Here is a 22,888-nt window from a genome sequence, read left to right on the forward strand (position 1 = left end):
GTACAAATTAAACGTTTTTTAAGCTCTTTTGTAGAACGATGTTTACTCGATCGAGCATCCTCCCGGCGTGCACGGGTACAGGGACAGCCGCTTTAACGCCAGCCACCCCCGACTGAACGGTAAAGGTCAACCCTCGCGTCGAGCCCTGCTTTTTCTATGCCGGCGAGGTCCAGTTCGCTTTGGAGAACGCTGCTTTGGGCGATAATGACTTCCAGATAAGTGGCTTTGCCATTTTTAAACAGGAGGTTTGCATTTGCGGTGGCGAGGCGGAGTGCTGTGACTTTCTCCCGTACAACGTCCTGTTGCCTGTCCAGTTTTTTGATACGGATCAGGGCATCTGATACTTCCTGTACAGCGGTTAGCACCTGCTGACGGAATCGGATGATCGATTTTTCTCTTTCTATTTTAGAAATCTCATACCGTGTTCTCAGGGCTTTGCGCTGGAATACCGGTTGCGTGATCCCGCCCGCGACAGCACCAAAAAGCGAGGCAGGGAGGCTGAACCAGTTACTTGCCCTGAAAGCATTCAAACCGCCTTCGGCAGTTATGGTCAGGCTGGGGTACATATGCGCTTTACTATAACCGACCTCCGCATTCGCCCTGTCGACATCGATCTCGGCCGCACGCACCTCCGGACGTATGCTAAGTAATTCCAGCGGCACCCCTGCAGAAAGGTTTCCCCGCATGATAATCTTGTCGAGGGTCCGATGCCGGCTGATCGCTTCAGGGAGCTTTCCGCAAAGTACGCTGAGTGAATTTTCAGTGATACTGATCTCCTGTTCAAATCGCGGTACTAGCGCTGCCGCGGTCAGGCGCTGTGCATAGGCCACTGCGGGTTTCTGCATCAGCTTTGCTATAAACTTGCCCGAAACAGTGCTGAAACGCTCCAGATTGCCGCCGGATTTATCCTGCAGTACAAAATCCAGGGCTTCAACGTTACTGAACCCAGGCACCGTCGGGAATTCGAACACAAAGAAACTGCCGCCGGGGACACTTCTCAGCTGACCGCGAATATTTTCCTGTATGGCATTGATATCTTTGACCGCACCGCGTTCTTTATCGTCGTTCAGCAAAACGAATACAACACCGGCGGAAGGACTGCTTGAATTGGTCAGCAGATTCAGCCCCGATACTGAGAACACGAACCGGGCAGAAGGCACCGCCCGCAGTTTTGCCTCCGCATCAGCGATCACTTTGCTGGTCTTTGAAAGAGAAGTGCCTGAGGGCGTCGACACAAATATCGCAATAAAGCCCTGGTCCTCGGTCGGGATGAAACCGGTTCTGGTTGTCCTTACAAGATACACGGTGAAGGCGGTGATCAGGATGAGTCCGGTTATCGCGACCCATTTATGGGCGGTCAGGTAGCGCAACCCTCCGGTATACCGTTCTGTAAGCGATTGAAAGCTCCTGTTGAATCCCCGGTTGAATTTTGCCGCAAATCCCTGTTTTACAGGGTGCCCGCCATGTTCATGCCCGCCTTTCAGGAAAAGGGCGGCCAGGGCAGGGCTGAGGGTCAGCGCATTGACGGCAGATATCAGGATCGCAATGGCCATCGTAAAAGCGAACTGTCTGTAGAATATGCCTGTTGAACCTGTGAGAAAGCCTACAGGCAGAAATACCGCTGCCATCACCAGGGTGATCGAAATGATCGCGCCTGATATTTCACGCATCGCCGAAACAGTAGCGGAACCTGCATCCAGATGCTCTTCTTCCATCTTCGAATGGACTGCTTCTACCACGACGATCGCATCGTCCACAACGATACCGATCGCGAGAACGAGCGCGAACAGCGTAAGCAGGTTGATGGAGAAGCCGAGCAAATTCAGAAAGAAGAATGTACCCAGGATTGCGACAGGGACGGCGATCGCCGGGATCAGTGTCGACCGGAAGTCCTGAAGGAAGATGAATACGACGATGAACACCAGCACAAAAGCTTCGATAAGTGTATGCTTTACCTGGGTGATCGATTCATCAAGTGAGGTCTTGGTCCGGTAGAAGTTATTATAGTGAATACCCTGCGGGAAATTCTTTGAAGCTTTCTGCATCAGGTTGTCAAGGGCGATCTGTATATCATTCGAATTCGAGCCGGCAAGCTGAATGATACCGAATCCCATTGCCAGATTACCGTTTGCGTGTGAAGTACTTGTATATGAATATGCCCCAAGTTCTAAACGGGCAACATTCTTCAACCTGAGAACTGACCCGTCCGGATTTGTTCTGAGAGGAATATTGCCGTATTCTTCGGGGGTTATGAACTTTCCTTGGTACTTGATCACAAATTCAAAGGACTCATCACTTCTTTCCCCGAATTTACCCGGTGCGGCTTCGAGATTTTTGTCCTGGATCGCCGCCTGAATATCACCCGGAGTGATGTGGTAAGCCGCCATTTGACCCGGGTTAAGCCATATGCGCATCGCATAATCGCTGACGCCGCCGAAGACAACCACCGAAGCAATACCGCGGATCCTTTTTATTTCGGGAATGATATTGATCTGTGCATAGTTGGTAAGGAATGCCTGGTCGTAGCGCTTCTGGTCGGTAGAATAGATCCCGATCGCGGAGATAAAGCCGTTGCGCTGCTTTATCGTGGTGATACCCTGCTGCAGGACCTCTGCGGGAAGCTGGCTTTGCGCCGTGCTCACCCGGTTCTGGACATTGATCTGAGCCTGGTCAGGATCGACACCCTGGTCAAAATAAACGGTTATCGACAGCGTTCCGTCGTTACTTGCGGTAGAACTCATGTAAGTCATGCCTTCTACACCGTTAATCGCCTCTTCAAGGGAAGGCGCCACAGACCTCAGAATAGTTTCCGCATTTGCTCCGGGATATACTGCAAATACAAGGACCGCAGGCGGTGCAATGTCAGGGAACTGCTGCAGCGGCAGTTTAAACAGGCCAAGTATTCCAAGGATCACAAGAATAACAGAGATCACTGTCGAGAGTACGGGCCGTTCTATAAATTTTTTAAACATAACTTTAAGATTATTGTGATCAGTTCCTGGCGATCGCCTCTTGGCCTGATTTTGTTTCTACGGGTTTGATAAGTGTGCCGTCCTGTAACCTGTCAAAGCCGCTGAGGACAATGAGCTGTCCTGTAGTCAGCCCCTCTCCGACAAGATATTTATCTCCGGTCTTGCCGATCACTGTGATGAATTTTCGTCTGGCCTTATGATCGCTGCCGACGACGTAAACGAATATTTTGTCCTGCAGGTCGACTGTTGCAGAAGCCGGTATGGCTATAGCTCCGGGATGAGCGAGTGCCATTTTTATTTTTCCGGTATTCCCGGTCCTCAGCAGACCTTGTTTATTATCAAAGGTGGCACGTAACGTGATTGCTGCCGTCCGCTGGTCGAATTGTCCGTCGATCATATCCACTCTGCCCGGAAGGTCGTAAACTGACTTGTTGGCGAGTATCAGCCTTACAGGTGACAGGCGCTGCAGTTTTTCCCGGACACCGTTACCCGGGTACTGTGCCTTGAAATTCACGAAATCTTCTTCCCCCAGAGAAAAATAGGCGTGAATCGACCTGATATCGGAAAGCTGTGTCAGCGCGGTAACATCGCCGGGGGATATGATGCTTCCTCTCTTTTTGGGTAATCTCCCTATAAATCCCGACGTCGGCGCTTTGATAATTGTGTAGCCGAGATCGATACGTGCAGATCCCAGCTGCGCCCTGGCCTGAGCAAGGTTTCCTTCAGCTGTCTGAACTACCACATTTGCAGTCCTGAGCTGATATTCGGACACTACTTTATTCTGAACAAGAGGCCTGAGCTTTTCGGCTTCTAATCTGGCATTGTTCAGATTACCCTGCATCGAAAGCACTGTTGCGGCAGCACTGGCGAACTTCTGCCTGAACGGACGGTCGTCAATCGCAAAAAGCGGTTGCCCTTTTTTACATAAGCCCCTTCATCGACGAAAGTCCTTTCCAGTATGCCTTCTATCTGGGGCCGGATCTCCACATTTACAGCGCCTTCCAGCGTGGCGGGATATTCCTGGTAGGTTATGGCTGATCCTGCAGTGATCCTGCTGACCGGTAAACTTTCCGGTGAAGGTGACTGCTGTGAAGCGGGCTGGGAACACCCTGCCAGGGCAATGGCCAGCAGTGAGAACATAACATTGTTTTTCATAGTGACATTATCTGTTTCGTAACGACTACAAAGTTGAAAACTGTAACTACCGCGGTTTCTTGACAAAGAGCAGAAAATATCATTGATAAAAATCAACACTGACGGAAAGTGATCATGGACCGGTAGTTCAGGAAATACAGGCATTGCCGGCTATAGAGTGGGTATCAGCGCCGTGGCATTGACTTTTGTCAATATTTTTTCATGCCTTTTATCATCGGAAGGCGACGATCAGCGGCCGAATTTTGAGCTCAAGGAATCATCCTGCTGTAACAGGCAGCCCCGGGTATCCGCACAAGGAAGCTTATGTATCCCTGAGCAGCCATATAAACCTATCTGCTGATTATGTTGATCGTCATTTAATTCTTAATAAGATGTTTAATAAATACTTTGTAATCATTATACTTTCAACAATATCAATTCTTGCAGTGCCGGAATTTCTTTCGGCGCAAACGGGTAATACCATCTTTCCCGATAGCGTAACGGTGAGCATTCGTCCCCGGTATGACAGTGCCGGCAGTTTCCATCGCTGGTTTTTTGGCCGGAATTACAGGGAAGAATGGGCCGCACCCGTAAAGCTCCCATTAATAAGGATCTCTGCGTTTGCCGGAGGACTCAAACCGGTTAAGGAAGGTGGTGGTCTGCAGTCCACATCATTGCGCCTGACAGACGCCGGGGGACAGGGGTGGGTTATCCGGAGTGTTGAGAAAAAACCTGATAAAATTTTGCCGGAACAGCTCCGGCAGACCTTTGTGCTTGACTGGTTTGATGATGCCATGAGCAGCCAGCATCCATATGGAGCGCTCGTGATCCCGCCGCTGGCGGAAGCAGCCGGCGTTCCGCATACCAATCCTGTTATCGGTGTCGTCGTAAATGATCCTGCCTTAGGTGAATACAATAAAAAATTCGAGCATATGGTTGTTTTGCTCGAAGAAAGGGAACCCGAAGGGAAATCAGAAAACACGGTAAAAATGCAGTCAAAGGTCCTTGCTGACCACGATTACCGGATAGACGGAAAGAGTTTTTTGAAGGCAAGGATGCTTGACCTCCTTGCGGGCGACTGGGACAGACATGAGGAGCAATGGCGCTGGGTGCTCAGCAACAGCGGGAAAATAAAGCTCTATACCGGAATTCCGCGGGACCGCGATCAGGTGTTTCACGTTCAGGAGGGTATAGGGCCTTCGATAGCTTCTGTATCCTGGATAAATCCTCTTCTGGACGATTTTGACGGCAGTATTCCGCGGCCGAAATATTCACTCGCCAAAACACGGTTCATTCAGCCTTATCCTGATTTTCAATTCTCTTACGAGGACTGGATGCGGGCTGCCCGTGAGTTTGTAAAAGCCGAAAATGATACAGTTCTTTTTAACGCGCTGAAACGTCTGCCGCCCGAGATTTACGGGATCCGGCATGCTGAACTTTATGATAAACTGAAAAAGCGGCGTGATCATATCCCGGGTGCGATGGACAGCTATTACAGGTTCGTTAACAGGATCGTTGATCTTCGTCTCTCCGATAAAGGGGAGCGGATCTCAGTTACCGATGCCGGAGATGGCAGGATGAGGGTAAGAGTTGAGGCGATGAACAGCAAGGGTACAGTGACCTCAGAACTCCTGAACATGATCTATGATCCGCAGATCACCAGAGAGATCCGGATCTATGCGCAAGGGGGCAGTGATCAGGTGAGTATCGATATAAAATATTCACCGATCAGGCTGCGGCTGATCGGGCAGGACGGGAATAAGGAATATGTTATTCACGAATCTTTTAACACGGTAGGGATCTACAGCAAACCTGACAGTATCAGGCTTACTGGGAAAAAGACAGCTTACCGGGCACATTTATCCGCGGATACCTCCAATACACAATTCGTTCAGAACAATCCCTACAATGTGTGGATGCCGCTGGCCATGGCTGCAGGAAACAAAGATGACGGCTTACTGATCGGGGCAGGTTTCCGCTATACAGGGCAGAATGGTTTCAGAAAACTCCCTTATGCCACGATGCAGCAGTTAGTGGTGACTCATTCTTTTGCGACCTCTGCTTTTCGCGTAAACTATCACGGCGAATGGGTCCAGGTCGTAGGGAAGACCGATTTTATGATGGACGCTGTGGTTAACGCTCCGAATAATACGCAGAATTTTTTCGGCAGAGGCAACCAAACACCACTGATGAAGTTTCCCGGCTACCGGACATTTTACAGGACCCGGTATGATACTTACCGTTTCGAGCCGGCTCTGCGCTGGTGGTTCGGTAAGTCAACATCATTGAGTGCCGGTCCCGGTTTTGAATTCTATCATATGAATTCTGCCGAAAATGCCGGACGCTTTATCGGCTTATCACCGGCCGCAACCAATAGCTACGACAGTACGACAACCGGAAGGGACAAAGCACATCTTGGCGTGTCCATGCTGTTCAAAACGGACCAGCGGGACCAGCGGCTTTTACCTTCCCGCGGATTTTATTTTGAATTGAATATCCGCGCTTACAAAGGGCTGAACAGCTACAGCCGGTCGTTCTTACAGATCAGGCCGGAGCTGACCTGGTATCAGCGCCTCGACCATGCGGGGGCGCTGATCATAAGCGACCGTGCCGGCGGCGGGATCACAGCGGGAAGCCCTGCATTCTATCAGTCCCTATTTCTGGGCGGACAGGGGAATCTGCTTGGCTATCTCCAGAACAGGTTTGCAGGCGATCATATGGCCTATAATAATTTCCAGGCACGTCTGAGACTGTTTAATGTCGCCAGTTATATTATGCCCGGCGAACTGGGCCTGATCGGGTTCAATGACACCGGCCGTGTCTGGGTAAAAGGGGAAGATTCAGAAAAATGGCATAACGGAGCAGGCGGCGGAATTTATTTTGCCCCTGCCGGTTTAACCTTGGTCCAGGTGCTTGCAGGCCATTCATCCGAAGGCTGGTACCCTTATATATCGCTTAACCTGCGGCTCTGACAAAGGCAGTCAATATGATTAAATGATCACTAATTTTTTTTACCATGAATGACAACACTATTATGGTCTGGTTCAGAAACGACCTCCGTATCTATGATAACGAGGTGATCTCTGGGGCGCTGCGTAAGGCTGAAAGGATCTTACCCGTATACATATTTGATCCATATTACTTTGGAAAGAACGAATATGGCTTTTTTCGGACAGGGAGTTTCCGCGGCAGATTTCTGCTGGAATCCGTCGCTGCTCTCCGCGCAAAATTCAGGGCGGCCGGCAGTGACCTTATCGTAAGAACGGGCGATCCTGCCGACCTCATACCACGGCTGGCGGAACAGTATCAGGTATCTTCTGTTTACCATCATGCAGAGATGACGCCTTATGAAAACGCTGTCTCAGGGAAAACGGAACAGCTGCTTTGGAAAATGCAGATCACCCTGCGATACTTCAGTCCGGACACCCTTTATCGCAAAGAAGATCTTCCTTTTCGTATCTCAGATATCCCCGATGATTTTGGTGTATTCAAAAAAAAGCTGATCAGGGACAGTCAAATCCGGCCCCTAATGACGGAAGTGCACGATCTGCGAACCCCCGTGATACTCAACCCGGGAGAAATTCCGATACTTTCAAAGCTTGGCGTACCGGCGTCCTGCATTGATCCCGCTGTCGGCGGACGTTATACCGGAGGAGAAGAAGCGGCGTTCGCACGGCTCCATGCGCTTCAAACAGCACTGACCAATGGCTACACCAACATTTGTCCGGACGATCTTACCCCATGGTTGACGTTCGGGTGTATATCACCGGCGAGGATATTCTGGAGCATTACCAGATCGGTTAGCGGTAAACATACCGGATTTACGGGTAAGGTCGTTTGCGGTCTTATCCGGAGGGACCATTACAAATTTCTTTTTAAACGAAAACAACTCGAGGCTAAAGCCGATCTTAATGAGGAAACGGCAAAGATGTCAGGCAGGCAAAAGAAGGTGTTCGAGCAGTGGAAAAATGGCGAAACAGGTGAATCGTCGGTGGATGCGGCCATGAAGGAACTGAATGCTACCGGACACCTGAACAATGTTTCAAGAGAAATCACGGCATTATATCTTATCCGCAACCTTAATAAACACTGGAAGAAAGGAGCGGCGCTGTACGAAGAGAGACTGATCGACTATTCCCTATCAATAGATTCCGGTCACTGGCACCGCCTTGCCGGCGTTGAAAAGAAGGAAAAGAAAGCCCGGCTCACATTCAGCGAATCGCCTGAAATCCTTTATGACCGGCCTCATCAATAGGCTCAGCGCTCCTCGAAAAGACCGATAATCTGGTCATCTTTCAGCTGCACATGACAAAACGCGAAGCCTGAGCGAGGGAATTTGATGTCAGCGACGAGGCGCGCGCCCTCGTTCAGCAGCCTGTCCAGCGATTGCTGCAGGTCCGGTACCCGGAAACTGATCACCGTATTCCCGTTTTTAAACATGTTTTCCGGAGGGAAAGAACCTGTGCCATAAAATTCAAGCAAAGTCCCATCTTCCAGCTGACACAGCTTCAGGCCGGGTTCTTCCAATATGTTTTTAGCGTTCAGGATAGTTGTTGCGAAACGTTCTATCGGAGATCCTTTTGCGGTTTCTCCCCTGAATGAAAGCCGGTATAAGCTGTTTGTTTTTTTCATTTCCCTGGTTGCCATACTTTTTTAAGCCGCATCTGATCGGTCATTAGCGTGCGTTTGTGTTAGAATTCGAATTTTACATAGAACCTGATGCCTGACCTGATCACGTCGGGATGATCCAGGTAACTGAAGCGATGAACGTAATCGACCCTGAGCAGTTTGAAAATATTGGCGATGCCGAAACTTCCTTCCATATAAGGGCCGTTATCGAGGGTATAGGTCACCTGGCGGTCCGCGGTCACAGGAAGCTGCAGCAGGTCGGGATGAACGGCCGGGTTATTTTCCGCCCTGAGGCCGCCCCAGACGCTTTTGAAGTTGATCACCTCGCGCCATTTCAGTGCCCTGATCAGCGGAATCTTATTGAAAAAGAACCCATTGAAATGATGGTCTACAAAAAGACTAACATTATGGTCGCTCACGAATTCCAGAAAATTCATGAGATTATACGAATAAAACTGGAAGGCATAACTCTGGTTTGCGCGAAGAATGTCAAGCAGCGGGAACGGTGCCCGCCCGAAGATCTGTGTGCCTTCGATCCTGATATCGGTATAGCCAAGGCGGGACAGATAAAACCGCTTGTCTGCACTGCCGGTAATATTCGAGTAACTATAGGAACCACCCCAAAGATTTTTGATACCCTGTGTGTAGTCCAAGGTTAGGATAGGGTATCTGTCCGGTATAGGTGTTCGGTAAAGTTTTCCCTGATAAAATTTTTCATGCGGTGCGTAACGAATTTGAGCGGATATCTCCGTTGTGTGAAGCGTTCCGATCCGGTTTTCATTACCGTCCGTCACGTTTTTAAAATAAAGTTCTCCCGCAGGGGACTGATCCCATTTCTTAAAGCCCAGCCGGTAGGAGAGATGATTTTCAAATTCATGGACATAGTCTATCTTGAAAAGGTCATTGTAGAGCCAAAGATTATTATCGCCCCTTTTAAATGACAACAGGAAATTGTCTTCCTGCACGAACTGCAGTTCCTGTCCGGGGATCTTGGTGTCGTGCTGGTAGCTTGCCCGGATGTAATTCTGCGGGAACCGGTAGATCGATCTGTTGTTCAGCGAATAAGTGCCGCTAAGGAAATATTTGAATCGCTCGTCTTTAAACCCGTAAGCGCCGTAGGTCTCGAAATAATATCGTTTGCTGAGACCGGTGGTCGTGCGTCCCCCGAGACGGAGTCGAAATCCTTCGACCGGATTGAAGCTGTAGAAGGTATTTACGGGGCCCGTTTCAAACCATCCGAAATTCTTGTAGCCGGCAAGCAGTAGAGTGACGAGGTCCATTGTACGGCGGAATGACCTGAGGTTTTGAAGACTGTCGATGTTTTTGTACACATCTTTCTGGGCACTGGTCAGCGTATCGAAACGGTTTGTATCCCAGTACGCTTCACCTTTTTCTTGGGCATCCGCATTTACGATCAGATCGCCGCCCTGATAAAACTCCCTGGGTTTGGGCTGATCTACTTTAAAGTCCCTGACGGAGACATCCCGTTCTCCGAGTATTCCGCCTCCCTTGTTTTTGCTGATACCGAATTCCATTTTCAGATTACTGCCGCTGAGGTAATATTTGTTCCCCGGACCTTTGCTGAAAGACAGGTTGGCTTCCATTCTCCTGACAAAATTGAGATTGATATGCCTGTTTACGGTAAGCCGGGCTCCCTCGACAGCATAACGGCCGTCGAGCGTGATAAAGATATGCCCCTCAAAAAGCATATCTGTAGTATTTCTCGGTGTGAAACTCAATTCAACAAGGTTGGGCTGCTGATCTTTAAGCGTATCCGTAATGAAAAATTTATAATATCCGGGAGCACCGTCGGCGATAGGGCTGGGCAGCTGGTTACCTAAAAGGGATATGTTGTTATCGTAAATATTGATGTTTTGATAAAGGCGGTTGAAATAGGTCGTTAATCCCTGGTTATCCACGAAATTTTCATCAAATTTAACCTGTTTTTCTGCAAGGATGACCTGCTTTTTCCTTTCGGGGTCTTTCTGATAAAAAACATCGGACAGTTTTTCTTCCATGTACAACGGCAAAAGGTTTTTACCGCCGATCTCGGTGGAATCCTGGTTTTTGAACATGAACTTATAGTTTTTAAAAACACGCTTGTTCACAAACTTTTCAGAAAGGTTGCTCAGTGAAAAGAACATCTTTTCGTACTGGCTGTATTGCGTATAGGAATAACTCTCTATCCGGTTCTCTTTTTTATGGGCGATTACTTTCCGTATTAGCTCCACAGCGGGATTATTGCGGTTCGTGTAACGTTTACGCCTGCCGCTCCGGACGACAACAGCCTGAAGCGTCTGACTTACGGGATTCATAGTAAAATCGATGCGCTGGTCCTTGCCCGGAATAATATCCCTTGACTGTGCTTCGTAACCAAGATAAGAGGCGCGTACTGCGCTGGCGGAACCGTCGAGGGACAGACTGTAACTCCCGTCTTTACCCGTACTGACACCCCGCGATGTACCCGGAACCGCAATTGTCACCAGCATCAGCGGTTCCCTGGTCCTTGCATCGCGCACGATACCATGAACGGAAGTGATGGTTTGCCCTGATGCTGCACAGGGGGCAGCGAGACAGAATAACAGGAATAGTTTAAGACGGTACATGATATTGCTCATTATTTACCGGGCATTTAATTTGCCGCTGATAATTCAAAGTTCCTTTTATGACAGCGCCGGAATTTTGATTAAAGACAAAAAAGAATGTTGACTTTTATCAATATTCTTATAAATGACAAGGCAGCATCTGCAGACGCTGCCTTGTAAAAAAGTGGTTCAGGATCATCCCTTAAAGGCCGAAACCATATGCGACCCTAAGACCGAGAAAGTTGTTCCATCCTCCGCCAGTATTGAATTTTGAATTGCCTTCCCACCGGATGCCGGCGTCGATATAATTTGAACCTGCAGGAAACTGATAGCCCACCTGCGGAGCATAAGTGAAAGCGGTTGATTTATCATAACCTCCTTTTCCCTTATTGAAAAGGAAAGATGCACCAGCCTGCCCCTGTACGTAGAAATTCCCGGCGGCAAAATATTTAAGACCTGCTTTCAACGGAAGCATCTGGAGGTCCCGGGGATTTGCTGCATCATCTTTTGCAAAGAAGTTGTTGAAGCCTGCATTCCCGACAAAATACAATGATTTTCCTGAGATTGGTACATCAGCCTGAATGGATCCGCCAATGCTCCAGTCGTAACGATGATGCATTGCCCCAACAGGAATACCTGCATCCGGACCGATACTAATGTAAGCAGATGGCGTTGTTTTTTCGCTTTGTGCAAATGCGCTCTTTAAATGTAGCGGTGCGATAATAATAAGTGTCAGAAGAGATTTAATTAAGTTTTTCATAATTGTTGTTATTAATAAAATAAAATGTTCGAACGAAACAAAAATGATGGTAAATGCCGGCTGAACTGATGACATTCATCAAAAAAGAGATTTGATAATAGTCAATGCATTTGTTTGACCGGCCACCCTTTGGTAACATTCCGTTTTCTTTATTACGGGACGGGACCGGGAGCTGAAGAATCCTGGTAAATGGGGGAACAAACATTAATTTATTGACGATTGATCTTACAGGTCAACAGATATTTATTGCAAAAGTCAATGATTACCGTTTGATGATTTTCTAGTTTTACAGCAAGCTTAAGCCGGTTTGCGTCCTACGCACCGACAGCAGGTTAGCCGATCAACAAATATTTACATCATATCTTTACCATGAAAACAATTAAGCCGGTAGGTCCGGAACAGAACAAAGATGGTAGGCTTAATGCCAGAAAGGGCAGGGCTTATCCCAACAGAGAAAAAATGTTGCCACAAAAGCCCGCCGCTATATCTCAAACAGGCAGCGGAGGTTTCCGCCCGGAGCCCGGAATGATGTTCGCGATGCTTTGGAATAATTTGTTCTGACCTGTGCCGGAAACCGCCGCCACAGCCTTGTAAGCGGATTGCTGCAGTGCTTTACGTCACTGAGGACCGGTTACCTTCTCCAGGGGATATCATTATGACCAGAGCATTATCCTTTGATATCTTCAACGCTTCCTTACCCTGCTGAGGGTTTCCGGTTTTATCCCGAGATAGGAAGCAAGCATGTTTTGAGAAAAACGTTGTATGTATTCAGGATAGCAACTGATCAGGTCTTGATACTTTTCCTCTGCTGTCATGCTTATTGCGGCATGAATTCTCTTTTGCGTAGCGATGGCCAGCTGCTTATTTTGCAGACGTGTCATTTCGGCGACAGCGGGGATGGCTTGTCCCAGCGCGTCAAGCTGACCGGGTGTGAACTGAACAATATGGGTTTTCTCGATCGCCTCAATATTGTAGATTGAGGAAGTTTGCAAACCCATGCTTTCACGGTCTGCGATCCAGCTGTTCTCCGTACCCAGGATAACGATCGCTTCCTGTCCCCGCTCATTAACAGAGTACATTTTTAAAGCACCATTTGTCACAAAACTCATGTACCTGCAAACATCCCCTTCCTGCAGCAGGTACTGCCTTTTACGGAGAGTCTTGAATTTGGCAGCGTTGAGAACAATGCTTATTTCCTCGTCTGACAATCGTAAACCGGTCAGTTGCTGGATATATGTGCACAGGATATTAAAGGATTTTTCCTTTATGCCCTGATCGCAAATAAATTTGATACCCGGAACAGGCCGCAGGCCTATACCTGCAACACTTAAGGCAGGAATTATTTTTGACGCTTCCATAATCATAGATATTTATGAACCCCATATGCCAAAATAAATGCCATTGTATTAATGTGCTAATTATCAGTATTTTATAATTTATATCATCTAAATTTCTAACGGTATATCGCCGAACGACTTCATCTCATCTGTTATGACCGCTGCGGCATTTCTTTGAATTTTTTAAAGCCCGGGCACATTCTGAATTTTTCTATCCGGAAATTCAGAAGGCAATCCATTACGTGAAGGACTGAAAATGGATTGCCCCGTTAAATTCGCTATAAGGCGACGTAACAAAAAAGCCGGGCGTTAACCCGGCTTCTGAAGGCGCTGTCGCCGGTACAGAAAGATCCTGCAGAAAGAACAGGAAACTAAGAATAAATTGAAAAAAACTGAACCTTCCTGATAATGACAAGCATCTGCCTTCGCTTTTATTGACTGGCTTTCTGAAAATGTTCTTCAAACCATTCGGAGAATGACTGAGCAGATGTCCAGTCTGCAGATTCAGGAGAAAGACGATCGTCGGTAACTAATACACCATCATAGCCGACTTTCTCATCCGCAACCACATTTCGGCTGTCATGTATTTTACTGAGGTAGCTACCAACGATATCCGGCAGGCTATAACGTTTCGGTCCGGCGATATTGATGACGCGGTTAAATGGCGATGCAAGAACAAGCTCAGCCAGTTTATGGGCTACATCTCTTGATGCGATAGGCTGGACGATCGCCGGAGTGATGTGAACAATCCCCTCCTGGTTGTACATGTCTGCGAGCGGCCCCATAAACTCATAGAATTGTGTGGCTCTGACAATTGTGTAAGGAATGCCGCTTTGGACAACAATGGATTCCTGTATCTCTTTTGCCCGGAAATAGTTGCTTTCCGTAAGTCTGGGTGTACCGACGATCGATAAAACCACATAATGTCTGATGCCGGCCTCTTTTGCTGCAGCGACCAGATTTTTTCCTGATTGCTCAAAGAAGGCCAGTGACTCATTGTATACGGGTGAATTTGAGACGTCGATCACGGCATCTGCGCCTGAGAGTGCATCCGCAAGTCCAACACCTGTGATCGTGTTGATCCCTTTTGCCGGTGATGCCGCTAATGTTTCATGACCGAGTGACTGAAGTTTTTCAACAAGCTGGGTACCGATAAGACCAGTACCACCGATTACTACTATTTTCATATTAAAATGATTTGATGCTCCCGTACAATCGAAAGCATTAAGGTTTAACTACACTTTTCAAGTTATATGCCAATGGCTAAATTATTGTATAACAGAGTTCTATATCATTCTTTGATTTTGACTGGGCACTAAATATCGCGGATAGCCCCCTGGTCACGAAATATAGTGTGCAGCCATAAAGCCGTATCTCAGACTTTATGGCTTCATCGTTATTTCTTTTCCGGGACCAGGAACGGTTTCCCGTTATCTCCTATAAAGACCGCAAGCAATTTTGCAGGTTTCTTTTTGCTCACGTTTCGCGTGCCGTTATGCAGGCCGTTCGGCTCTTCGTAAAAGGCCTCACCTTTTTTGTAACGATACTTTTTCCCCTCGAAAGTCGATTCCAGTTCCCCTTCAAGAACGTATCCGAAAGTGGGTATAGGGTGGCGGTGTGCAGATGAGCTTTCACCTGGTGCAAAATTTACGACTACCATTTTGAATTCCTGATTATTCAGTGATGCGGTGTTCAGCAGTTTTGAAAAAATGACCTTTGGCGGTGTGGCTGTTACTTCCGGCATATCCATTTTATGCTGGGCTTTAGCACTGACCACGAAAAGGCCGCACACAGCCATTAAAGTTAATTGTACTTTTTTCATTTTATATATGTATCAAGTTTTTCTGCAGGCGACATTACCGGCAGGTTGAATGACCTTAATTAAAAGAGGATTTGAAGCCGTCAGCTCGTATGCCCACGCCTGATACCCAGTCTTTTCATTTTTGAATTTAGTGTGGTAGGCGGAACACCCAGGATGTCCGCGGCGTTACCTTTGCCGGCAATCCGTCCTGCGCAGTAGCTGAGCACATTCAGAATATGTTCCCTTTCGTTTTCATCAATTGTTCTTAATGAAAACTGAACCTCTGAATCCGGGACATTTACCGAATCGTCTTTCACGGCAGGAAGCGGAATGTGTCTGATCACACTGTCGCCGGTCAGCAGAATACTTCTTTCTATCATGTGTTCCAGTTCACGTATATTGCCCGGCCATGCGTAACGTTTAAGATCTTCAAGCGCTTTGGGACCGATCCCTGTAATTTGTTTTCCACATCGCTTGCTGTATTTTTCGATAAAATGGTTCACAAGGATCTCAATATCTTCTCTCCGTTTGCGAAGCGGCGGCAGATCAATAGGAAAAATGTTCAGCCGGTAATAAAGATCTCTTCGAAACCTTCCTGCAGCCATTTCTTCTTCAAGATCCCTGTTTGTAGCAGCAACGATACGTACATCTACCCCAATAGTTGTTCTTCCGCCTACGCGTTCGATCTCTTTTTCCTGCAGGGCCCGGAGTAATTTTACCTGTAGATCAAGTGGCATTTCACCTACTTCGTCGAGAAAAAGTGTACTGCCGTTGGCGAGTTCAAACTTTCCCAGTCTACGTTCTGTTGCGCCGGTAAAACTCCCTTTTTCGTGACCGAATAGTTCACTTTCAATCAGATTGGCCGGAATAGCTGCGCAGTTGACTTTGATCATCACTTTGTCCTTCCTTGGTGAATTGTTGTGTATGGCACGCGCGAAGAGCTCTTTTCCGGTACCTGTTTCCCCCAGGATAAGAACCGTGCTGCTGGACTTGGCTACCTGTGATACCAGTTGATAAACGCCTTTAAGAGAGCTGCTTTCGCCGATGATCTCTGAGGTGTTATGAAGCGTGCTGATTTCTTCTGAGAGGTATGTTTTTTCAACTTCCAATTGCTGGCGGTATTTCTCAGTTTCTTTTAACTGCGCTTCTAAGGCCTTATGTGCCTGGATATTAGTAATTACGATACCGATCTGTGAGCAGAAGCTGTCGAATATCTGGCGGTCCCTTTTGATGATACGCATGTCGCTGCAATTCATGATCATCATACCTGCAATGTTTTCACCAAGCTTGATGGTGGTGCCCACCAGAATGTCCTCCGGCGTCAGGGCAAGGAGTTGGCCAAGGATATTGTTGTCCAGACTGTTGTTCGGAAATCTCGCCGGCGCCGGATTTTTCAGGATCTCCGCGTAAAAATCAGAAGCCAGTGGTACCGGTTTTTTGATCAGTTCAGCGAAACCAGGATCTTTGCTTAGGAGCTGTTCATGATCGTAAAAGAAAGGCTGTCCTGTTGACTGATCTTTAGAAATCAACAATACTGCGAAAGCTTTGACGCTGAGAATTTCAGCCATTTGCTTTTTGATGATGCGGGATAATGCACGGATATCTTTTGTCATACGCAGTTCTATTCCGAATGACAGCATCGTCGATTTGAACGAAAGTAATTTGTTGACCTGCTGCAGCGCCATTACATTTGATACCGCGACGGAGGCCAGATGTCCTATACCGGTCATCAATGCCATCAGGTTAGCGGTCAGCGGTTTGGACTCTTCAAAAAAGAAGGTCAGGATGCCTATCGTTTTTTCTTCGGTTCTGAATGCAAGCCCCCAGACCATTTTAATACCGCTTTCCCTGTTTACGCGCAGATAGAGAGGCAGTTCCTCAGCAGCATAAGACTCGAGATCAATGCTCACAGGGTAGGGCGAAGAACTGATCATTTTTACAAATTGGTCTTTTAACTCATAACTCTTTGACCTTAGATGATCGTAATCAGGATGGTTCCTGGATTTGGATGAAGGGTCCAGCAGGAAAAGATTAAACGTATGACGATTTTCATCATGTGTTGCAATGGCAATGTGACTGAATCCCAGGTAATTTTTTAACCGTTTGGTAAGTGCTTCATGTAGCTGTTCGTGGTCTTTTACTTTCGCGATAGAAGTGCTGAGTGCCAGTAGTAATTCCCGCTCTTCCTGTTGTTTCTCAACTTTCTTGTTGATAATAATCCTGCTTACGGTCAGGCTGATCTGGTCGAACAACAACTGAATCGATGCAGAATGATAAGAGATAGCTGTTTTGTCGCTGTTCAACATAAATATGCACAGTCCTGTTATTTCACTTCCATTACGTAACTCGAACAGTCGATATAAATTCTTGTTATGTGCACAAAAATTTATTAAGAAAGGCTCTGCACTCTGAGCGGCGATCATTTCTTCTATATCTAATGGCCGGTTCGTACGTTCGAAAAAAGAAACCCCATCGCACTCCGGTGTTGCTAAAAGGGATACTGATGATTTAAATGTCGATGAGGCAGGAACATCGTCCTCCATTGATAAATTGTGAAGCACTCCGATCTCCGGCTCCAGTGAAAAGATTGCAAATTCCCTTATACCCAAAGCCGGCGACACCAGGCTTTTCATCAGTTGATATAATTCTTTTGCAGATTGTATTCCCGCGAGTGTCCGGGTGAAACTGGAAAGTGATTCCAGCTGGTCCATTGTGTCGGATAACCAGGAGGGCGAGTCATTCAATGAGGGATTGGAAATATTTAAAGATTCGGTCATTGTTACAGGGATAGATGTGAATGGATTTGATTGCCTTAGCGCTTTTAACCAAAGATGTGCCATACGCCTAAAAGGTGTAAGAGGGCACCTTGTGTAAGAAAATCGACGTTATTTCGTTCGTTCAGGAAAAATCAGCCGATGATATTTCGTCGGTTGTCTGGAATTAAACCATGCCATTTTTTTGGCTTTGCACTAAGCAGTGTCTCCATATGGAACGCTTTGGAAAAGGGTTTGAAAAACTGCAATAAATTGCCGACTTTAGTTCTGATTACATCATTTACGAATATTTACCCTGCGATAGGGAGAGCATTTGATTAAGTCCTGAACCTCGGATTCTGACAAAAAAATCTGGCTTATGCTAAACAAATTGTCATCTAAATGATAGGATTTCAGTCATAAGGCTGCATCTCTTTCGTGATTTTGGTGCCATTTATGAAAAAAATATTGATCGTCGAAGACGAGTTCCTGGTATCTCAGCATATCAAATCGGTACTTCGGGATTCGGGCTTTAAAGTTTCCGGCGTTGCTGATAATGTAGAAGAGGCGCTGTCATTAACAAAGGAGCATTCGCCCGATCTTGTTCTTGTTGACATCCAGCTGAAAGGGGATCTTTCAGGAATCGATCTCGCGCGTAGTCTTGCTGCCGAAAATATCCCGATTGTTTTTCTGACAGCGAATTTCGAGGGGAGTACGCTGGAGCAGGCCAAAGAGACGCTTCCCCTGGGTTTTATCGTTAAGCCGTTCCGTGAATTCGATCTGTTGACCACGCTGGATGTGGCTTTCTACCGGCATCAGCACATGCTGGATTCCCGTTATAAAGAAGAGCAGGACCTGGATAGGAAACTGCGCGGCATCACGGATGCGATCAAAGATGAAAAGACGCTTTTCATCCGGATAGCAGAGGTTTTGCAGCCGCATGTGCCATTTGATTACCTTAATATCGTCAACCTGGTCAGTGACCGCTCACCGGAGATAAATTCAGGGCTTCTGAGGGTCGGCTTTGAGGAATACCAATACATTGGTGACGAGGGATTCAGGAATATCGCAGGTCAGAAAAAAGGCATCCCGGGAGCTGCTAATTTAATAGAGTATGGCATTACCAGGCAAAAGATTTATAGTGATAGCGACTTTGAAAACTTATTTGACGTGAGTCCGCGAAGCAAATTGCTTAGCGGTATTTACGATCTGCGATCGGCGATCCTTTTTCCGGTAGAAGCCGAGAACAATGACATGATCCGGATCGAGTTTTATAACCGGCGTTCAAATATTTACAGTCAGCATCATCTGGTCCTTCTGAGCCGTATACAAACATTGCTGCACAATCTGTTTACCCGTAAGGTTTCTGTACAACCTTTGAAAACGGGATTGAGAAAAGGTGGAGGCGAAAGTGGTACCTCCGGAGATTTTGACGGTATGGTGGGCACTAGTTCTGCTATGTTATCTGTGCTGGACAAGATCGAGATCGTGGCACCGCTCGATACATCCGTTCTTATACTGGGCGAAAGCGGTACGGGTAAAGAAAGGGTAGCGAGAAGTATTCATGCGCGCTCGATACGAAAAGATAAGCCGTTTGTTATTGTCAATTGCGCGTCCTTACCTGTTAATCTCGTTGAAAGCGAATTATTCGGTCATGAGAAGGGGGCTTTTACGGGAGCGGTGGAAAAAAGGGAAGGAAAGTTCGAGATCGCAAACGGCGGGACTATATTTCTGGATGAGATCGGCGAGCTCACCATGGACGTGCAGGTTAAGCTGCTGAGGGTACTGCAGGAACAGGAGATCGACAGGATCGGCGGCCGGGGCCCTATAAAGATAGATGTCAGGATTATTGCCGCAACCAACCGGGACCTGGAGGTTGAAATGGAGAACGGTCGCTTCAGACTGGATCTTTATTACCGTCTTTTTGTTTTTCCGGTAAGCGTGCCGGCATTAAGAGAAAGGGTAGAAGATATTGCGGCACTGACGGATTTTTTTGTCACACGCTATGCCCTGCGCTATAAAAAAGGGGTTAGCGGCGTTTCCGACGAGCTTATGGAGAAAATGATAAATTATTCATGGCCCGGGAATGTCCGTGAGCTGGAACATTTTATCGAGCGCTCCTTACTAATGACAAAAGGGACGATCATAACGGATGCGGAAATGCCAAAACAAAGCAGACTGATTCTTCCGGCTGCAGAAACTCCGGCAAGAATCAAAACAATTGATGAAAACGAAAGAGAATATATTCTTTCTGTCCTGAGCACCTGCAGCGGTAGAATAAGAGGGGCTAACGGTGCGGCTGCGGTTATGGGACTTCCTCCGACAACCCTGCACTCCAAAATGAAAAGACTGGGAATCAGATAGGTTTGCATCAGGTAATTGTTTGAAATCGCGGCTACGGGTTAATTAAGCGTTGACTGAAAATGAATATTCGAAATTTCATATTGTTCCTTTTTCTTGGCAGCTGCTGTACCGATCTCATGGCGCAGGGACGCGATACATTGCTTCAGATACTGCGCAAATCGGCTCCGGACAGCAACCGTATCATTACGATGCTTAAACTTTCGAATTATTACCTGGATAAGCCAGGCGATGAAAGAACCGATATGGACAGCACGGCTTATTATGCTAATAAAGCAGCGGAACTAAGCCGGCAACTGCGGCTTCCGCGGTATTATTATAAATGCATAGTTACAAAAGCCTGTCTAAGCGCCACGCTTCACGATTATCTCAAAGCAAATGAGCTGTTCAGCAGTGCTGCAAATTATTACGAACAAAACAATTACATAAAGGAGGCCGCTTTGATATGGCTGATGTTTGGTGATTTTATCATGTATACGGATGTCCCCAATGCAGCCATCAGAAAAAAGGCATATGCGAATTCATATAAATTATTCAGCGCCGCCGGTATGAAACAGGAGTCGGCCGATCTGCTTGGAAAAGTAGCCGACGCTAATATGGTGCTCGGAAATCTGAACGAGGCGGAGAAAGAACTTTTGTCGGTTATCAGACAATATAAAGCGTTAAAATATCGTAAAGTCTACCTCGCATACTATTTACTGGCTGAAGTCCTTTACCGTAAAAACGAAATAAAAAAGGGCCTGCTGGCACGTATCGAGACTACTAACCTCTTCGAACAGGACCCTAATCGCAATGACAATGACGGAGCAATGTATTATTTCTGTCTTGCCGGCGCTTACTACAATGACCAGCAGGAGCAGAACGCACTGGAAGCTTACCTGAAAAGTATGAAGTTTTCGGAAAAAGTCAATTTCAAGGATTACTATTATCTCTGCATACGAGGTATAGCGTTATGTAACAGTAAATTGAGTAGATGCAGGGAAGGTTTGGAGTTCATTAAGAAATTTGAGAACCGGTTTCCAGATCGGAATGTTTATCAGACTATGTTGCTTTTATCCTCAAAAATCCAGCTTTATACGCAGTCCGGAGAACTGGAGAGGGCCGGAAAACTCATAAAAGAATTTAGGACGGCTTCAAAAGAGGTACATGATGCGCTCCCGCAAAAGAAGGAATTCTACAGAATAGATAATTACATTTCAATCTCGGACCCGCTGCTGCGTTTTTACATGAAGAAGCAACAATGGGACAAATTTGAGGCAGCTTTTAAGGAGCTAAATGCTATGCCAAAAAAGGGTCGGTCAGTTCTGATAAAAAGGCGAATGCTGTATTATGCATATACCATAGACTCTGTAAAACGAAATTTCTTTTCTGCCCTTAAAAATTACATTAGCATTACTAAGTTAAATGATTCGATAAACAATTTAAAATTGACCAAACAGATTCATGAACTCGAGTCACAATACCGCTTACTGGCAAAAGATAAAACCATACAGGAACTGCACAGCGAAACGGCTATACAAAAAGCGACTTTAGAGCGTCGCAATGCCCAGTTTTATGGCCTGATTGCAGGTTCGTTTTTCATCCTCATACTTGCGTGCGTGACCTGGTATGCCTATCGCCACAAGATCAGGATCAATCGGCATCTGAGCGCAAAGCAGTCGCAGATCAATGAGCAGAATCGATGTCTTTCCATTTTGCTTGATGATAAGGAGAAACTAATAGTGGAAAAAGACGATCTGCTGGTTCAGAAAGAATGGTTATTAAAGGAGGTTCACCACCGCGTAAAAAACAATCTTCAGATCGTCATAAGCCTTCTGTATGGGCAATCTTCTCATCTTCAAAGCGATGAGGCAGTAAGGGCAATCCGGAATATACAAAATCAGATACAGTCGATCGCGATCATTCACCAGAAGCTTTACACCAGGTCCGGACTCTCGACGGTCAGGCTTAAAGACTATGTACATGATCTGATCGGTTACCTCTCAGGTGTTTACACTCCGGAATTAAGAAAGATCAAAATCACCCAGAATATTGATCCTATCAAGCTGGATCCTGCTCAGGCCGTTCCGGTGGGCCTGATCATGAATGAGGCGGTCACAAATGCTATTAAATATGCATTTGACGGATCAGGCGGGGAAATAAAAATTACAGCTTCGGCATTGAACAGCAAAAGAGTAAGGCTGGTCATCGCCGATAATGGAAAAGGTTTTAAACATCTGGAAAATCGTGCTTCCAACCTGGGTATGGAAATGATGGCCGCTCTTTCCAGACAAATCAATGGATGCTTTGAACGTAAAAATGACAACGGTGCTGTGATAGTCATTTCGTTTGACATTATCGACGCATCGGTGGTTAAGCCGGCGCTTTCAGATCTTCGGACACTCTTCACCTGAAATCTTTAGTTGTTCTTAACGAAATTAAGTGCAGGACAGAAAATCTCAGGCACCTAACGTCTAATCGCCATAAAATCAACTGGTCACGACATATCGTGTCCTTGACTTTATTTAAAAATTATTATTCATTGATAATCAATTTAATAGACTTATGGTATAAGTC

The 22,888-nt window shown here is 46.6% G+C and carries 15 protein-coding genes; 5 read left to right on the top strand and 10 right to left on the bottom strand.

What is annotated here, in order from left to right:
- Positions 1-92: 92 nt before the first annotated feature.
- Genes FPZ43_RS18290 through FPZ43_RS19635 form a run of 3 tightly spaced genes read right to left on the bottom strand, consistent with a single transcriptional unit; the run spans position 93 to position 4,271 of the window.
- The gene (locus tag FPZ43_RS18290) at positions 93-2,972 is read right to left on the bottom strand and encodes an efflux RND transporter permease subunit (RefSeq protein WP_146383379.1); all 2,880 of its coding nucleotides are present in this window, start codon (positions 2,970-2,972) and stop codon (positions 93-95) included.
- Positions 2,973-2,991: 19 nt separating this feature from the next.
- Entirely contained in the window at positions 2,992-3,870 is an 879-nt protein-coding gene (locus FPZ43_RS18295; protein ID WP_261381148.1) for an efflux RND transporter periplasmic adaptor subunit, read from the bottom strand.
- Positions 3,798-4,271, bottom strand: coding sequence for an efflux RND transporter periplasmic adaptor subunit (locus FPZ43_RS19635; protein ID WP_261381139.1), 474 nt, complete (start codon positions 4,269-4,271; stop codon positions 3,798-3,800). Before FPZ43_RS19635 ends, FPZ43_RS18295 begins: the two co-directional genes overlap by 73 nt.
- A 41-nt stretch (positions 4,272-4,312) precedes the next feature.
- Here FPZ43_RS19635 and FPZ43_RS18300 point away from each other — a divergent pair, with 41 nt between their 5' ends.
- Both FPZ43_RS18300 and FPZ43_RS18305 read left to right on the top strand, forming a co-directional pair.
- Positions 4,313-7,078, top strand: coding sequence for a BamA/TamA family outer membrane protein (locus FPZ43_RS18300; protein ID WP_186461894.1), 2,766 nt, complete (start codon positions 4,313-4,315; stop codon positions 7,076-7,078).
- Between the two features lie 44 nt (positions 7,079-7,122).
- Positions 7,123-8,361 carry a deoxyribodipyrimidine photo-lyase gene (locus FPZ43_RS18305; protein ID WP_146383381.1) on the top strand — a complete coding sequence of 413 codons (1,239 nt, stop codon included), beginning with the start codon at positions 7,123-7,125 and terminating at the stop codon, positions 8,359-8,361.
- A 2-nt stretch (positions 8,362-8,363) separates the two neighbouring features.
- Here the strand turns inward: FPZ43_RS18305 and FPZ43_RS18310 are convergent, their stop codons facing one another.
- The 3 genes from FPZ43_RS18310 to FPZ43_RS18320 form a co-directional block, all read right to left on the bottom strand.
- Positions 8,364-8,738: a VOC family protein gene (locus tag FPZ43_RS18310; protein ID WP_186461895.1), complete on the bottom strand. Its 375-nt coding sequence runs from the start codon at positions 8,736-8,738 to the stop codon at positions 8,364-8,366.
- 59 nt (positions 8,739-8,797) lie between these two features.
- Positions 8,798-11,341, bottom strand: coding sequence for a DUF5686 and carboxypeptidase-like regulatory domain-containing protein (locus FPZ43_RS18315; RefSeq protein ID WP_261381140.1), 2,544 nt, complete (start codon positions 11,339-11,341; stop codon positions 8,798-8,800).
- A gap of 181 nt (positions 11,342-11,522) precedes the next feature.
- The gene (locus tag FPZ43_RS18320; protein WP_261381141.1) at positions 11,523-12,155 is read right to left on the bottom strand and encodes a hypothetical protein; all 633 of its coding nucleotides are present in this window, start codon (positions 12,153-12,155) and stop codon (positions 11,523-11,525) included.
- 294 nt (positions 12,156-12,449) lie between these two features.
- On the opposite strand from FPZ43_RS18320, the gene FPZ43_RS18325 reads away from it, so the two are divergent.
- Entirely contained in the window at positions 12,450-12,641 is a 192-nt protein-coding gene (locus FPZ43_RS18325) for a hypothetical protein (protein WP_146383384.1), read from the top strand.
- A gap of 122 nt (positions 12,642-12,763) precedes the next feature.
- Here FPZ43_RS18325 and FPZ43_RS18330 read toward each other — a convergent pair whose 3' ends face one another.
- The 4 genes from FPZ43_RS18330 to FPZ43_RS19455 form a co-directional block, all read right to left on the bottom strand.
- Positions 12,764-13,438: a Crp/Fnr family transcriptional regulator gene (locus tag FPZ43_RS18330; RefSeq protein ID WP_146383385.1), complete on the bottom strand. Its 675-nt coding sequence runs from the start codon at positions 13,436-13,438 to the stop codon at positions 12,764-12,766.
- 410 nt (positions 13,439-13,848) lie between these two features.
- Complete coding sequence (locus FPZ43_RS18335; RefSeq protein WP_146383386.1) at positions 13,849-14,604, bottom strand: SDR family oxidoreductase; 756 nt, start codon at positions 14,602-14,604, stop codon at positions 13,849-13,851.
- 209 nt (positions 14,605-14,813) lie between these two features.
- On the bottom strand, positions 14,814-15,239 hold the full coding sequence (locus FPZ43_RS18340; protein WP_146383387.1) for a cupin domain-containing protein: 426 nt from the start codon (positions 15,237-15,239) through the stop codon (positions 14,814-14,816).
- A gap of 80 nt (positions 15,240-15,319) precedes the next feature.
- Positions 15,320-17,995 carry a sigma 54-interacting transcriptional regulator gene (locus FPZ43_RS19455; RefSeq protein WP_222431006.1) on the bottom strand — a complete coding sequence of 892 codons (2,676 nt, stop codon included), beginning with the start codon at positions 17,993-17,995 and terminating at the stop codon, positions 15,320-15,322.
- A 432-nt stretch (positions 17,996-18,427) separates the two neighbouring features.
- Here FPZ43_RS19455 and FPZ43_RS18350 point away from each other — a divergent pair, with 432 nt between their 5' ends.
- A complete protein-coding gene (locus FPZ43_RS18350; protein ID WP_146383388.1) occupies positions 18,428-20,335 on the top strand; it encodes a sigma 54-interacting response regulator in 1,908 nt (635 codons plus the stop codon).
- 116 nt (positions 20,336-20,451) lie between these two features.
- Positions 20,452-22,725: a sensor histidine kinase gene (locus FPZ43_RS18355; protein ID WP_186461896.1), complete on the top strand. Its 2,274-nt coding sequence runs from the start codon at positions 20,452-20,454 to the stop codon at positions 22,723-22,725.
- The last annotated feature ends 163 nt before the right edge of the window (positions 22,726-22,888 follow it).

It is taken from the genome of Mucilaginibacter pallidiroseus (genome assembly GCF_007846085.1).
Classification (GTDB): Bacteria; Bacteroidota; Bacteroidia; order Sphingobacteriales; family Sphingobacteriaceae; genus Mucilaginibacter; species Mucilaginibacter pallidiroseus.